We start from the raw sequence: 13749 nt of genomic DNA, 5'->3' as shown, positions 1-13749 counted from the left end.
ACCCTCGTTATTACGCCGGAGTAGGTTTCATGGTCAGGTTCTTTATCACCCGTCTTCTCGTCGCTATCTTCACACTGGTTTCAGTTTTGACCGCTGTGTTCCTAATCGTCCGCGTCATCCCGGGCGACCCCGCACTCGTCATTCTCGGTGACCAGGCGGGTTCGGAAGCGCTGGTTGCGACCCGGGAGAGGCTGGGGCTCGACCGTCCGCTTATCATTCAGTATTGGGATTTTCTGTCCGGCATCTTCCATGGCGATCTTGGCAGATCCATGATCACCGATGCGCCGGTCTCTGGCGAATTGATGAAGGTTCTTCCGCTGACGCTGGAGCTTACTGGTGTCGGCATCGTGTTCGGCCTCGCCGTTGGCCTTCCCTTGGGCATTTGGGCGGCAATCCGGCGCAACCGCATGGCGGATTACCTGATAAGGATCCTTTCCCTGGCGGGTCTGTCGTTCCCGGTTTTCGTATCCGGAATCGTTCTCATGCTAGTGTTCTCAATCCGGTTTCCGGTATTTCCCGTCGTCAGCGACGGTTCGGGTGGTCTCGGTAATCAACTACGCAGTCTCGTACTGCCGGGGATCAGCCTCGCGCTCGTCATGGCGGCCTATGTCACACGCGTGACGCGATCCTCAATGCTGGGCGTCCTCAATGAGGACTATGTCCGGACCGCTCGCGCCAAGGGCCTTAAAGGAACGGTCGTGGTCTGGAGACATTGCTTCCGCAACGCGCTCATGCCGGTCGTAACCGTCATTGGCCTTTATATTGGGGTCCTGATCGGCAGTTCGGTTTTAACAGAGATAGTCTTCAGTCGGCCCGGGCTCGGAAAGCTTATCGTGGGTGCAATTTCTCAGCGCGACTACACGATGCTGCAGGGGCTGATCGTCGTTTACACCTTCATTGTGATTGTCGTGAATCTTGTGACCGACTTGACCTATGGCCTGATTGATCCGCGCATCAGGGTCAACTGACTAAGGAAATTCAAATGACGACAACAGGCTTGCACACGCTCCGTCACTCCGCCTTCCGGATAGCCCTGCGTCATGCGCTCGGCCAGATACTTCAGGCGTTCAACGTCAACAAGACGACCTGGATCGGAATATTGATCTTTCTAGCGTTAATCCTTCTGGCCGCCTTCGCGTCGCTGGTCGCGCCGTTCAACCCCAACGCGCAACATATTGTCGATCGTCTGCAGGGGCCAAGTGTGAAATACCTGCTTGGAACCGATCAACTTGGCCGGGACATCCTTTCACGCCTTTTGTATGGAGCCCGGATTTCGCTTCTGATCGGCCTTTTGTCGACAATGCTGGGCGCTTTTGTCGGTTCTATTTTTGGAATTTTGGCAGGCTATTACGGCGGGCGTTTCGATATTGTCGTGATGCAGGTCATGGATGCGATGCTGGCTTTGCCCTCCATCATTCTGGGTCTTCTGCTTGTGGCCGTCCTCGGTCCCACAATGACCAACCTGGTCATCGCGATCGCGGTTGGGCTTGTCCCCTCCTATGCGCGCATCGCGCGCGCGCCAACCATCGGGATCAAGAACCGCGATTTTGTAGACGCCTGCCGGTCCATGGGGTTTTCCAATGCCCGCATCATGATTTTCCATGTTGTCCCCAACATCCTGCCTGAAATATTGGTTGTGACCTCCATGTGGCTGGCGACGGCCATCCGTACCGAAGCGTCCCTGGCCTTTCTTGGCCTGGGTGTAAGACCGCCCATCCCAACCTGGGGCGGCATGGTACGAGAGGGGTTTGAAAGCATCCTGACGAATCCCACCCTCGCGATCGTCCCGAGCATCGCAATCCTTTTAGTGGTCTTTTCGCTTAACCTGATCGGCGACGGGCTGCGCGACGCGGTCGACCCCAAACTGAGGGGGGAGGTCGCGTGAACGGGATCTGGTCTGGTTTTGTCGGTATGGACGGGATTTACTATGCTTGAAGTCAGAAATCTGAACGTGACGTTCCGCGGCGGCGGGCGGGAAACGAGGGTCGTCAAGGATCTCAATTTTAGCGTACCCGATCATTCGACGGTTGCTATTGTCGGCGAGTCGGGCTCCGGAAAATCCGTTACGGCCATGTCCATTCTCGGTCTGGTGTCGAGGGTGAACGGCAAGGTTACCGGATCGATCACCCTCGATGGCCGTGAACTTGTTGGACTGAACGAGTCGGAACTGTCCGACATTCGTGGCAAGGACATTTCCATGATCTTCCAGGAGCCCATGACCAGCCTCAATCCGGTCATGACCATAGGCCGTCAGGTGGGAGAGGTCCTTCGGCGCCACCGGGGCATGGACGCTGCAGAAGCCGAAGCCGAGGCGTTACGACTGCTCAACCAGGTGCAGATTCCCAATGCGAAGGCCCGGCTTAGCGATTATCCTCACTTGTTCTCGGGCGGTATGCGGCAGCGGGTCATGATCGCTATGGCCCTCGCCTGCAAGCCTAGACTGCTGATTGCCGACGAGCCAACTACGGCCCTGGACGTGACCATCCAGTCCCAGATTCTGGGACTGATCGAACAGTTGCAGGCCGAGGTCGGAATGTCGGTCCTGTTCATCACCCATGACATGGGCGTGGTTGCCGAGATCGCAAGTCGCGCTGTGGTGATGAAGGATGGCGAGAAAGTCGAGGAGGCCGACGTAAGGACGCTGTTTTCCGCCCCGGCACATCCGTACACCCGCCGGTTGCTGTACGCAGTGCCGGTTTTGGGCAGCATGACCGGCGTTCCGCTCCCGAAGAAATTCGCAACGCTTGAAACGAGCAGTGCAACCCCGGTGCCGGCTACAACGAAACAGCGGGTTCAAGCGACAGTCGTGTCGCGCGAACCGCTCCTCGATGTGAGGAACCTATGCACGAAGTTTTCCATTCGCGGGGGGCTGATGCATGGCGTGGCGGGCCATATTCACGCGGTCGAAAATGTCTCGCTTTCCCTTGAGAGGGGCGAAACGCTCAGCCTCGTGGGCGAAAGTGGTAGCGGCAAGTCGACAACGGGACGGAGTATCCTACGTCTGGTCGAACCGCAATCCGGTAGCGTGGTCTTGGATGGGGAGGACGTTTCTGCCGCCGATCCTTCCTCGCTGCGCCGTCTCAGGCGTCAGATGCAGATGATTTTTCAGGATCCCTATTCCTCGCTCAACCCCAAGAAGATGGTGGGCGCAGCCATTGCCGAACCCATGATCGTCCACGGCATCGCGAAAGGAAATGAGGCGATGGATAGGTCGGTCGCCCTGCTGGAGAAGGTCGGCCTTACGGCAGAACACGCCTATCGCTATCCCCATGAATTTTCCGGCGGACAGCGACAGCGCATATGTATCGCCCGCGCCTTAAGCACCAGCCCCAAACTGATCATTGCAGACGAGGCGGTTTCTGCGCTGGATGTGTCCATCCGTGCGCAGGTGGTCAATCTGATGATGGATCTGCAGCAGGAACTCGGACTTTCCTACATCTTCATATCTCACGACATCGCGGTTGTCGAGCGGATCAGCCACAGGGTCGCGGTGATGTGTCGCGGGCGGGTCGTCGAATACGGACCGCGTCAGGCTGTGTTTGAAAACCCTCAACATCCCTACACCAAAAAGCTTATGCAAGCCGTGCCCATACCCGACCCCGACCACCCACGCATACGCAGCGCAGCGCCTGAAGATAGTCTGAAGTCCTCGATCCATCCGGTGGGCTATGTTCCGCCCGATGTTGCTTTTTCCGAAGTGACCCCTGGGCATCTGATTCAAGTGGGCGAGCTCTGAGGCTCTCCCCAACTGAGTCGGTCCACCGTCACGGTTCGGAAACGGATGGCCGAGAATGGTGAACAATCGATACCCGAGGAGATTGTCACGGTTTGCGGCGACCGCCGCGCCGGTGGCGCGGCGAAATCCCTTAACGCGCTGCAGGTCAATGCGCTCGTCGGGCAAGGCGCGCGAAACGCGGCGTACGTGGCTACGGGTGGTTGAGTTCTGTTTTACAACACCCATCGGTTTAGGTTTTTGAAGTAAATAATTTTGTTGATCGGGTTGGAAGAGAGAAGCACGATGTCCACTACAAGAACTCTTGCTGAATATATCTGCACCAGCAACGCGGCAACCCTGCCGGCGGATAGCCTCGAAATGGCCGCGAACTGCATCCTTGATGCCCTCACCGCTGCGGTCGCGGGGCATGAGGAGCCTAGCGTTGTTTCGACACGTACAGCAACACGTTCACTCTACGGTGCAGGGCAGGTGCCGGTCTGGTTTACGGGTACGTCCAGTACTGCGGCCGGCGCGATACTTTCGAACAGCAGCGCTGCCTCAGTGCTTGATCTCGATGACGGGCATTGGGAAGCGCGTGGCCATCCTGGGGCCGCGGTCATTCCCACAATTTTGGCTGTCGCTGCGGAGACAGGCGTTTCGGCCGAAGAGCTGCTAATTGCGATCGTCCTGGGCTACGAGGTAGGGGTGCGGATAAAGTCGGCTCGAACGCATGGTCCGAGCGGCGTGTGGACCGGATTTGCGGTAGCCGCTGCTGCGGGCAAACTGCGCCGTCTGACCCCGGCGGCACTCTCAAATGCAATCGCCTTGGCCGGCGGCTTCAGCCCCAACTTGATAGTCGGGGACTACACCGCCTTCAGCGGCAGCGACATCAAAGAGGGCATTCCTTGGAGCGCAACCACTGCATATCAGGCTTTACTGCTTGCAGAGCACGGCTTTACCGCCTGCGAAGATATTTTTGATCACAAAGCTTATTATGATGCTGAGCGTATTCTCGCCGGATTGGGCCAAGAGGCGCCGAGAATCTGTGAGACCTATTTCAAGCCCTATGCGGTATGTAGGCACATTCACGGTCCGTTGCGGGCACTTGAAAAATTGATCATGGACCACGAATTGCGACCAGATACTATCGAAAAGATTGATGTACATACTTTTGACTTCGCATTAGCGCTGCCTAACAAGACAAAGCCGGAGACGCTGACGGACATACAGTACAGTATTCCCTACAGCCTTGCGATTGCGTCAATTTGCGGCGGGAATGCCCTGTTACCCATTGACGCCTCTCTTTTGAACCGTGCGGACATTTCCGAACTTGCAGAGCGAATTACGGTCCGCCCTGACCCGGAATTCTCGAGACTCTTTCCCCGAAGCCGGTTGGCGCGTGTCGAGATCACGTCTGGAGGGCGCAAGATTTCCTCTCCGGTGACTGAGCCGCATGGCGGGCCGACAAGCCCCATGTCACTGCAGGAACTCGAAGAAAAGTTTCGTTTTGCGACCCGGCGTTTGATGTCTCGAGATGCACAGCAACAGGTGATCGATGCTGTTTCGCAGCTAAGGAGGGGTGATAGCGGACCGCTGTTGACTTTGCTGCGGTGTGAAATGCTACCTGCCGCCGCGGTATGATGAAGGAGAATGTAATTGCAGCCGCGATGCACCTGGTCAAAAGCGTGGTTGGTCTAGGCCGAACAGCCGGCAGCATACGACGCGCAGCCGGGCGGCATGATAGCAGGTACGCTGCGTACCCTATCCCGCGCAGATGCGAGCCGTCCTTGTCGATAATGCAGACGCTTGTGTCCTCGAGAGAGATATCCAGCACACCGTGTAGTGCCTCTGTGATCATGTGTCTTTTCTCCCGCCGACTATCGGCGACCGACGAGCGCACTTAAGCTTTCCGTCGTGCTTAGCAGTTGGAAGTTCGCCGGTAGGCACCGGTCGGTCATCCGGATCGTGCAGCCTTCAACGGTCAGTCGCAAGACCCTGGATTTGGAGATTTCGGAATTGGTCTGGACGAGCATCATTGCCGTCACCAGAATGTTTCGGCCCTTTAGTTGCGGTCAATAGTTAATGCTGTTTGTAGCTGTCATCGCGGGTGTCATGGTCCTATTCGAGGTCATGGCCTCATGATCATGTCGCGGTCGGGGGCCTCAATCTGTGCATGGCAAAGGCGGTCAGGCCGCGTTCTGCCGAAACAACGAGATCACTGCAATCGCCGTCCCGGCGGGGGACATCCCGGTCCGCTTGGCGGCCCAGTGAACTGGTTGTGGGTTGGTCGATGACGCCGTGTCTCTGCTTCCCTATTTGCAAGGCTTTCTTAACGTTCGCGACGTCGCCGCCCGGCGCCGAGCCTCGTGGCAAGGTTGCGACGAGAACGATCCAGCCTACGGTCGCGGACGGTGACCATCGGTACGCCCGCCCGCCTCGTTTTCCATTTCTACATCCGCAATGGCGACGATTCAGGGCTTCGTCAGCGAGCCCATTTTACTTCCTCCTGCAAAAGCTCGCACGGCGGGCATGGCGATGCATCGAACCATGACTTCATAACCTCATCAGCGTTGTTAGCGAACAAACTGAATTTGACGGAAGAGCACTCGGCTGGGACCATTGGGGACCGTTAAGCAGAGGGCTTTCCAATATGCGTATGTTCATGTGTGGTCTGTATACCGAGACCAACAGTTTCTCTCCTGTGCCCATTGGGCGCGGGTCTTTCGCCGGGGAAACCTTTCATGGTGACGCCACGGCTCACCCACCGGGCTGGGCTTCGGCGCCGATGCACATCTGGAAGACACTGGCCGAGCAAAAGGGTTACGAGGTCATAGAGAGCCTTTGTGCGAGTGCCGGGTCGGGCGCTCCGGTGGTGCGCGCTGTTTATGAGGAGCTTCGGGACGAGATTCTCAATGACCTGCGCAGCGCGGGCGATGTGGATATGGTACTTTTGTCCCTACATGGCTCGATGATCGCGGAGGGCTATGACGACTGCGAAGGTGACTTGCTTGAACGGGTGAGGTCCATTGTCGGTCCCGATGTAGTTATTGGCGCAGAACTCGATCCTCACTGCAGCATAACCCGCAAAATGGTCGCCGCCGCGAACATTCTTATCACCTATAAACTCAGCCCTCACACGGATGTCGAGGAGAGGGCCCCGGAAGTGTTCGCCCTCTGCGACGCAGCCGTTCGCCGAGAAATAAAGCCGGTCACGGCGATCCATGAATGCCGGATGGTTTCAACGTGGCCGACGGACCGCGAGCCCATGGCCGGCTTCGTTCGGTACATGATGGACTGCGAGGGGCGAGGGGATATTCTTTCAGCCTCTTTTGCGCATGGTTTCGGATTGGCCGACGTGCCGGAAGGCGGCGCAAAGGTTCTCGTCATTGCGAACGGGAATGCGGCTGCTGCCGAAACGCTTGCGCGCGACCTTGGACAAAGGCTGTGGGATATGCGGCGGGAAACCGCCCGCACATGGGAGAGCCTCGACGCCGTTCTCGACAAAGTGGCAACAGCAAAGTCGGGGCCGATCGTCATTGCCGATTTTTGCGACAATTCCGGAGGTGGCGCGCCGAGCGATTCAACGCATATTCTCCGCGCGCTGGTGGAGCGGGGAATCGGAAATTCCGCTTGCGGCTTTATCTGGGACCAGGGCGCTGTCGGCCTTTGCATCGCCGCCGGGGAAGGCGCCAAGCTCGATCTGCGGATCGGCGGCAAGGTTTGCAGGGCGTCCGGTCAGCCGCTAGACCTGAATGTGACCGTTATGCGCATCATCGAGAATGCCTCGCAGCATTTTGCCGGCACCACCGACTCGATCGGCGACGCGGTTTGCGTCCGTACAGACGATGCCATCGATATTGTGCTCACCGAGACGCGCCAACAGATATACCAGCCAGACGCTTTCACGCAGTTCGGGATCGAACTCACGGGAAAACGTGCAATCATTGTGAAATCGTCCAACCATTTCCGGGCGGGATTCGCGCCGATTGCAACTGAGATTCTATACCCCGCAACCGATGGTCTTCTGACCCTCGACTATGCAACGGTGCCGTACACCAAATTCAGGACGCCCTTCTGGCCGCGGGTCGAAGACCCGTTCGATGCTCTCGGCCAGATCGAGAGCTCGAGCCCAGAGTCGCCCTCGACCATGAGCGGAACGGCGATGTTGAGTTAGTCAACTCCTGTTGCAAGAATGGTCGCAGGTGCCAACGCCAACGGCGGTGAGATCAACCGTTCCAACCGCATCTCAGGCGCGTGCCGCAGCACGGCAAGCGCCTCGGGTCATCCCGTCTGTTTTCTCAAGATTGATCCTGATGTCGCGCTGCATTTAATGATGAGACTCCTCGGCGTAATGATATCAAGGCCCATCGCCGTCCTCAAAACTTCAATGTATCCAACGCTCTTTCGGCGGTTTGCTGAGGGAATGCTATCGGGAAAGCCACATATGTCCGGGGATGAAAAGCGCCAGACCGAGCTTTCAAGCTTTGTCATGAGGGAGGTGCAGCGAATTCTTGCCCAATGCGATGAGGCGAGACAAGGTGAAAAGGCTGCTGTCGTGCCTTCGGGTTCTGCCTCCAACGATTTGACCGCCGTGGCAGCCGAATTTCTTGGTAGGCTTGAGGCTGAAGCGGCGCGACGGCTAGACGCCCAGGCGTGTGAGATCGCTTCGCGACCCCTGCCAGATCATCCCCTCGGGCATCCGGTTCTGAAAGATTGCTCGAGAGAAGGCGCGCGCATTGCAGAGTGGGCTGGCCCGGTTGCAGGGTCGACGCGTCTCGAGAGCCGTTTTGGAATACCTCGGTCCACACTGCATTGGTGGCAGCGGCACAATGACGTGATTGCCTTTCGGAGAGGCTCCCGCAAGCATGTTTTTCCCTTAGCCCAGTTCATCGACGGCAGACCAATGCCGGGAATTAGGCAGGTGCTTTCCTCAATCTCCGATCCCAGATTGGCTTGGCTATGGCTGATCAGTCCGTCGCCTCTTCTCAAGGGCCGTGTTCCTATCGAATTGCTCAAAGAAGGTATGAACACAGAAGTCGTTGCGTCGGCCGCCCAGGCTCTTTCTCTGGTCCAATCTATCTGACAATTGGCCGGACGCCAGCTTTCCCTCGCCCGAAGCCGTCTCTCTCACGTGTTGTTGGCCGCTCTCGGCGCATACTTTACTGCGCAAATAAGGCAATGTGCCATTTGTGCGATTTGTGCAAATGTATAAATGTACAATTCGTGCAACTAATACGACTTTTTTAGTGTCAAAAATACCACTGATACTTCGCTATGTCGCCGGCAAACGGAATTTGAACTTGCACTAATTCACCCGGTGGATAGCGTCGGGCCGGGAAGGATGCATAGCGATGCGCATCTTTTTCGATCGTGGGGACAGGCAGCGGTTCGTCCATCGACGTCCTCGCCCTTTTTCAAATCTTTGAATGGAGATCAAATATGAACATCAAGAGCCTTCTTCTCGGCTCAGCTGCGGCCCTGATCGCAGTTTCCGGTGCCCGCGCCGCCGACGCCGTCGTCGTCGCCGAGCCGGAACCGGCTGAATACGTCAAGATCTGCGACGTATACGGCTCGGGCTACTTCTATATCCCGGGCACTGAAACTTGCCTGCGCATCGGCGGCTATGTCCGTTACGACATCAGCGCTGGCGATGTAGGCAGCTTCGATGGCGCACGTTCGACAGACGTTCTCAACGGCAAGGACCAGGGCACATGGCACAAGAATGCCCGCTTGTCGCTGAAGACCTGGACTGGCCAGGAAACCGAGCTTGGCACGTTGAAGACCTACACCGAGACCCGCTTCAACTTCGGCAACAGCGCCTACTATGCTGGCGCAGACGGCAATCAAGCCCACAACAAGAGCGCTACGCTGAATAAAGCTTGGATCCAGCTTGGTGGGCTCCGCGTCGGTCTGGACGATTCGGCGTTCGATACTTTCATTGGCTATGCCGGCAATGTTATCAACGACACCATCGTTCCCTATGGCGATTTCTACACTAACCTCATCCAGTACAACTTTGACGCCGGCAACGGCTTCTCGGCCGTGGTCTCGCTCGAAGAAGGTTCGGTTGACGTCAACAATGTCTTCTACGTGGGCACGATCGATAGCTACGTTCCGCATGTCGTCGGCGGTGTGAAGTACACGCAGGGCTGGGGCGCCATCACCGGCGTCGTCGCCTATGACAGCAACTACGAAGAATGGGCCGGCAAGGTTCGTGCTGACTTCAACGTGACTAGCGAGCTGTCGCTGTTCGCCATGTTCGGCTACGGCACCGATACACATTCGCTCGCAGCGGCTAGCGGCCGCGACTTCTACAAGCAGTGGGGCGGTCACTGGGCTTGGTGGGCTGGTGGCACCTATAAGTTCAATCCAAAGACGTCATTCAACTTGCAGGTTTCGGGTGACCAGGACAAGAATTATGGCGTGGCGGCGAACGTTGCCTACGACATCGTCTCCGGCCTCAAGATGACCGCGGAAGTTGACTACGATCATTTTGGTCACTTCAACGACGGCACCCCGTTCGGCAACTGGACCGCTGCCGACAAGAAGAACAACGTTGGCGGTTTCCTCCGCTTCCAGCGCTCGTTCTGAGGTTGAAGGGCTCGTTGCCCGCGTTCGAAGCGGTACCTGCGAGCCTTCAATTCACGGCTGAACCATTGTGGTGAGGCTTGTAGAGGTTTCGGCGGATTGCTTGATCACGGACCTCCAATCCGAGCATTCCGTTGATGAGAAGGGCGCCCTGTTCCCGGGCGCCCTTTTTTGGGGGTTATCATCGGACTCGCGCAAGCGAGATGGATCGCGAGCGACTGTGAGGCGGACCGCTCTCCGCCAGCGTCGCGTTCTGCTCCTGCTGACAGCGGCCGGCACCGTCAAACGAGGCCGCGTGTGATGGTCACCGACAAGCTTCGATCCTACAGTGCTGCGATGCGATATCATGCCGGGCGTCGAGCATCGCTCACACTAGGGCCTGAACAATCGCGCTGAGAATTCTCGCCAACTGGTTCGACGGCGGGAGAGGACTATGAAGCGGTTCAAGTCAGCGCGACAGCTTCAGTGCTTCGTCTCATCCACGATCCCATCGCCAACCTGTTTCACATTCCCGGCCCCGTATAATCTTTACGAGCACCAACCTGCTTTTTTGCCCTGCTGTCCGGTCCTCCCATTTGACCGCGGGCGGCGAGCCCTGCCGGTGCACCTCCCCGCCGGCAGGGCATTCCTTCTCCTAACTTGCTCTGCCTCCGCGGCCTCGTGACAAGCCCACGTTGATCTCGAATTGTCCGGCGCCCTGGACGGCGCGCTGTCTTCAGCCCCAGCACCAGAGGGTCGATCCCTCATCGTGCGCGTCGCCTTCAGCGGATGCCCTATGCGATGGGGCTTTGGACGAACGGGTATTGGGCTATCAGAAGCTAAGCGAAGGTCCTTTTGCGAAGGGGCGTGTTTCCCGCATTTGCTGTGGTGTGACGATCCCCATCATCGATCTGCGAGGAAATTTTGCGGTGATGACCTTTGCCGCTGACAAGCGCGATCCTGCATTTTTCGCGTCGCGGAGCGCTATGCGATGGGGCTCCCATACGTTGCGACCTGTTTTCGCTTTGGCCTTTGGGAGCCATCGAAAATTAAGTTGTGCCATCCCCTGTGACGCCCTGATCCTGCCATTGTCCATGGGCAAGTGGGCTGAGGGAAATCTCCAACTTAACCTCTACACGAACAGAGAGGCTCAGCCCAATGAGCAGGGTAGCGCGCGCGGACGCGGCTGCAGTTTCGTCGGCTACGTTTGCTCCGCTGGAGAACCCCACCTTTCGAGTGATCTGGCTTGCCGCACAGGTGTCCAGCCTGGGCTGGCTGCTGCAGACCGTCGCGGTCAGCTGGCTTATGGCAACCATCTCGACCTCGGACGTGATGGTCGCCCTGGTGCAGACCTCGACGACGCTGCCCGTGTTCATTCTGTCGATTTTTGCCGGGGCCATTGCCGACAATTTCAGCCGTCGCAAAGTGATGGCGCTCGGCTGGTGCGTGATAGCCTTGTCGTCGATAACGTTGACTGCTCTTGTGGGGCTGGGATTTTACAATCCATGGATGATCCTCGCCTTCAGCTGCCTGGCCGGATGCGGCGCTGCCTTTACGGATCCGGCTTGGCACGCCTCGGTTGGCGACATCCTGCAAAAGCGAGAAGTTCCGGCCGCGGTCACGCTGATCTCCGTGGGCTACAATGCCATGCGAAGCATTGGTCCGGCGCTCGGCGGCGTCGTCGTTGCCTCGTTTGGACCGTTGACGGCTTTCGCCATCGCGACGCTGACCTACCTGACGATGCTGTGGGCGATAGGGCTCTGCAAATGGAGTGGTCGCTCTTCGCCTCTCCCCCGAGAGCCAATGACCACGGCCATTCATGATGGAGCGCGCTTCACGGCACTGTCGGGAGAGATCAAGGCGGCAATCGCGCGCGGAACTCTGTTTGGCTTGACAAGCATCTCGATACTGGCGCTGCTGCCACTGGTCGCCCGCGATCAGCTGGGGGGAGGACCGATAGCTTATGGCACCCTGATGGCCGGATTTGGGGCGGGCGCCTTATGCGCCGGCATATCCAACAACGTGCTGAGACGGTCGCTGTCGCAGGAGCGATTGACGACGTTGGCGTGCATCGCCTGCGCGGCGTGCTGTCTGGCTCTTGCGTTTACTCCTTCACTGCTGGTGGCAACTATTGCGCTGACGCTTGGCGGTGCGGGCTGGGTCGTCACCTGGACGGGGCTTGACGTGAGCGTGCAATTGTCGAGCCCACGGTGGGTCGTTGGTCGCACGCTTTCGATCTACTCTGCCCTTTCCTCGGGCGGCATCGCGGCCGGCAGTTGGCTCTGGGGCGTGCTGGCTGAGAATTATTCGCTCAGCCTGGCGCTGGAATGCTCCGCTGGCGCTCTCCTGTTGGTTGCCGCCACCGGCTTCCTGCTGCCAATTCATCAATGGAAAGATTCTGACCAGGATTCCCCGGGCTTCGAAACGCCCGAACTCGCCCTGGACCTGAAGTCGAGAAGCGGCCCGATCGTCGTCAAGATCGAGTACTCGATACCGGAGACCAATCTGGAAGCCTTCCTGGATCAGATGCGGGAACGACGCCGGGTGCAAAGCCGCGTCGGTGCGCGGCACTGGACCCTTCAGCGCGATCTGCAGGAGCCGCAGCATTGGACAGAGACATTCCGCACGCCGACCTGGATGGATTACCTTCGCCTGAACCATCGGCTCACAGCGGCGGACAAGGAGCTGGACCAGCGTCTCCTTGAATTGCATGTGGGAGAGCTTCCACCCCGCACCAAGCTTGCGATTGAGCGCCCGACCGGAGCGGCCCGCAAACGGGATCAGTCGACAAGTTTCTTTTTCCGACGGTGATCTCATGCGGGAGCAACGGGTAGGGGCAATTGCGTTGAGGACGAGCCAAGCTTTCCCGCTCGGCCCCGATCTTGCGGTCGGCCGATTGATTTCACCGCAACAACTTCGATCAAGTGTCCGCCTGGATCGGTGGAGCCCCGGCTCGGCCCGTCCCAGCGTCGCGGCTTTAGCTTGGGACAATTTGACCAGGTCATGCGCCGGCGGCTCGGGCAGGAATGGCCACAGGCGCGTTTGTCTCGTCGAGGATACTGAAACTGTATCGGCCGTTTGCGTCGACATCGACCGAATAGCTCAGGCGGTCACGAATGTGATTGTCCTGATCAAAGGTGACGATCCGTGGTTTCAGCGAGGTGAGTGCGGTTTCGTCGAGGTAGATCGAATTGCAGACGATGATCTGGTCGCCGGGCTGGCACGTCCGCGCGGCGGCGCCGTTCAGAACACAGCACCGAGAGCCCCGCTCGCCAAGGATCACATATGTCGAAATCCGCGCGCCGGAATTCTTGTTCCATATCTCGACAAATTCCATTGGCAGGATGCCAGCCGCCTCGCAGTGGGCTGGATCGAGCGTTATCGACCCGTGATAGTTCAGGTTCGCCTCGGTGACATAAAGTCCGTGGAGCTTGCCGGCGACTATCTTTCGCATGATGCTGGTCCTC

Annotated in this window: 11 protein-coding genes and 1 pseudogene; 10 read left to right on the top strand and 2 right to left on the bottom strand. The window is 58.1% G+C overall.

Features of this window, described 5'->3' with window-relative positions; genetic code table 11:
* Positions 1-29 precede the first annotated feature (29 nt).
* The 7 genes from HGP13_RS36750 to HGP13_RS36720 all read left to right on the top strand — a co-directional run bounded on the left by HGP13_RS36750 (position 30) and on the right by HGP13_RS36720 (position 8798).
* Positions 30-968: an ABC transporter permease gene (locus tag HGP13_RS36750; RefSeq protein WP_172235128.1), complete on the top strand. Its 939-nt coding sequence runs from the start codon at positions 30-32 to the stop codon at positions 966-968.
* Between the two features lie 14 nt (positions 969-982).
* Entirely contained in the window at positions 983-1885 is a 903-nt protein-coding gene (locus HGP13_RS36745; RefSeq protein WP_172235127.1) for an ABC transporter permease, read from the top strand.
* A 42-nt stretch (positions 1886-1927) separates the two neighbouring features.
* Positions 1928-3736: an ABC transporter ATP-binding protein gene (locus HGP13_RS36740; protein WP_172235126.1), complete on the top strand. Its 1809-nt coding sequence runs from the start codon at positions 1928-1930 to the stop codon at positions 3734-3736.
* A 45-nt stretch (positions 3737-3781) separates the two neighbouring features.
* On the top strand, positions 3782-3940 hold the full coding sequence (locus tag HGP13_RS36735; RefSeq protein ID WP_172235125.1) for a hypothetical protein: 159 nt from the start codon (positions 3782-3784) through the stop codon (positions 3938-3940).
* Between the two features lie 78 nt (positions 3941-4018).
* The gene (locus tag HGP13_RS36730; RefSeq protein ID WP_172235124.1) at positions 4019-5356 is read left to right on the top strand and encodes an MmgE/PrpD family protein; all 1338 of its coding nucleotides are present in this window, start codon (positions 4019-4021) and stop codon (positions 5354-5356) included.
* A 1009-nt stretch (positions 5357-6365) separates the two neighbouring features.
* Positions 6366-7889, top strand: coding sequence for a M81 family metallopeptidase (locus HGP13_RS36725; protein ID WP_172235123.1), 1524 nt, complete (start codon positions 6366-6368; stop codon positions 7887-7889).
* 18 nt (positions 7890-7907) lie between these two features.
* A complete protein-coding gene (locus tag HGP13_RS36720; protein ID WP_172235122.1) occupies positions 7908-8798 on the top strand; it encodes a hypothetical protein in 891 nt (296 codons plus the stop codon).
* Between the two features lie 166 nt (positions 8799-8964).
* Here HGP13_RS36720 and HGP13_RS36715 read toward each other — a convergent pair whose 3' ends face one another.
* Positions 8965-9111 carry a hypothetical protein gene (locus HGP13_RS36715; RefSeq protein WP_172235121.1) on the bottom strand — a complete coding sequence of 49 codons (147 nt, stop codon included), beginning with the start codon at positions 9109-9111 and terminating at the stop codon, positions 8965-8967.
* Positions 9112-9154: 43 nt separating this feature from the next.
* Between HGP13_RS36715 and HGP13_RS36710 the strand changes: the two genes are divergently transcribed.
* From HGP13_RS36710 to HGP13_RS36695, 3 genes and pseudogenes are all read left to right on the top strand, one after another.
* Positions 9155-10306 (top strand): porin, encoded by a 1152-nt coding sequence (locus HGP13_RS36710; RefSeq protein WP_172235120.1) that lies wholly within the window; start codon positions 9155-9157, stop codon positions 10304-10306.
* A gap of 288 nt (positions 10307-10594) precedes the next feature.
* Positions 10595-10781: pseudogene (locus HGP13_RS36705) on the top strand (DDE-type integrase/transposase/recombinase); the annotation flags it as partial.
* Positions 10782-11440: 659 nt separating this feature from the next.
* A complete protein-coding gene (locus HGP13_RS36695; protein WP_172235119.1) occupies positions 11441-13093 on the top strand; it encodes an MFS transporter in 1653 nt (550 codons plus the stop codon).
* 190 nt (positions 13094-13283) lie between these two features.
* Here the strand turns inward: HGP13_RS36695 and panD are convergent, their stop codons facing one another.
* The gene (panD, locus tag HGP13_RS36690; RefSeq protein WP_172235118.1) at positions 13284-13736 is read right to left on the bottom strand and encodes an aspartate 1-decarboxylase; all 453 of its coding nucleotides are present in this window, start codon (positions 13734-13736) and stop codon (positions 13284-13286) included.
* Positions 13737-13749 lie beyond the last annotated feature (13 nt).

Origin of the sequence: Mesorhizobium sp. NZP2077 (genome assembly GCF_013170805.1) — a bacterium.
Classification (GTDB): domain Bacteria; phylum Pseudomonadota; class Alphaproteobacteria; order Rhizobiales; family Rhizobiaceae; genus Mesorhizobium.
Note: the sequence above shows the minus strand (reverse complement) of the source record. Positions and strands in the feature narration are given on the sequence as shown.

Coding starts and splice junctions, on each gene's coding strand:
- HGP13_RS36750 (WP_172235128.1), top strand. CDS start 30: ATGGTCAGGTTCTTTATCACCCGTCTTCTCGTCGCTATCTTCACACTG.
- HGP13_RS36730 (WP_172235124.1), top strand. CDS start 4,019: ATGTCCACTACAAGAACTCTTGCTGAATATATCTGCACCAGCAACGCG.
- HGP13_RS36715 (WP_172235121.1), bottom strand. CDS start 9,111: ATGGACGAACCGCTGCCTGTCCCCACGATCGAAAAAGATGCGCATCGC.
- HGP13_RS36725 (WP_172235123.1), top strand. CDS start 6,366: ATGCGTATGTTCATGTGTGGTCTGTATACCGAGACCAACAGTTTCTCT.
- HGP13_RS36745 (WP_172235127.1), top strand. CDS start 983: ATGACGACAACAGGCTTGCACACGCTCCGTCACTCCGCCTTCCGGATA.
- HGP13_RS36720 (WP_172235122.1), top strand. CDS start 7,908: ATGGTCGCAGGTGCCAACGCCAACGGCGGTGAGATCAACCGTTCCAAC.
- panD (WP_172235118.1), bottom strand. CDS start 13,736: ATGCGAAAGATAGTCGCCGGCAAGCTCCACGGACTTTATGTCACCGAG.
- HGP13_RS36695 (WP_172235119.1), top strand. CDS start 11,441: ATGAGCAGGGTAGCGCGCGCGGACGCGGCTGCAGTTTCGTCGGCTACG.
- HGP13_RS36735 (WP_172235125.1), top strand. CDS start 3,782: ATGGCCGAGAATGGTGAACAATCGATACCCGAGGAGATTGTCACGGTT.
- HGP13_RS36740 (WP_172235126.1), top strand. CDS start 1,928: ATGCTTGAAGTCAGAAATCTGAACGTGACGTTCCGCGGCGGCGGGCGG.
- HGP13_RS36710 (WP_172235120.1), top strand. CDS start 9,155: ATGAACATCAAGAGCCTTCTTCTCGGCTCAGCTGCGGCCCTGATCGCA.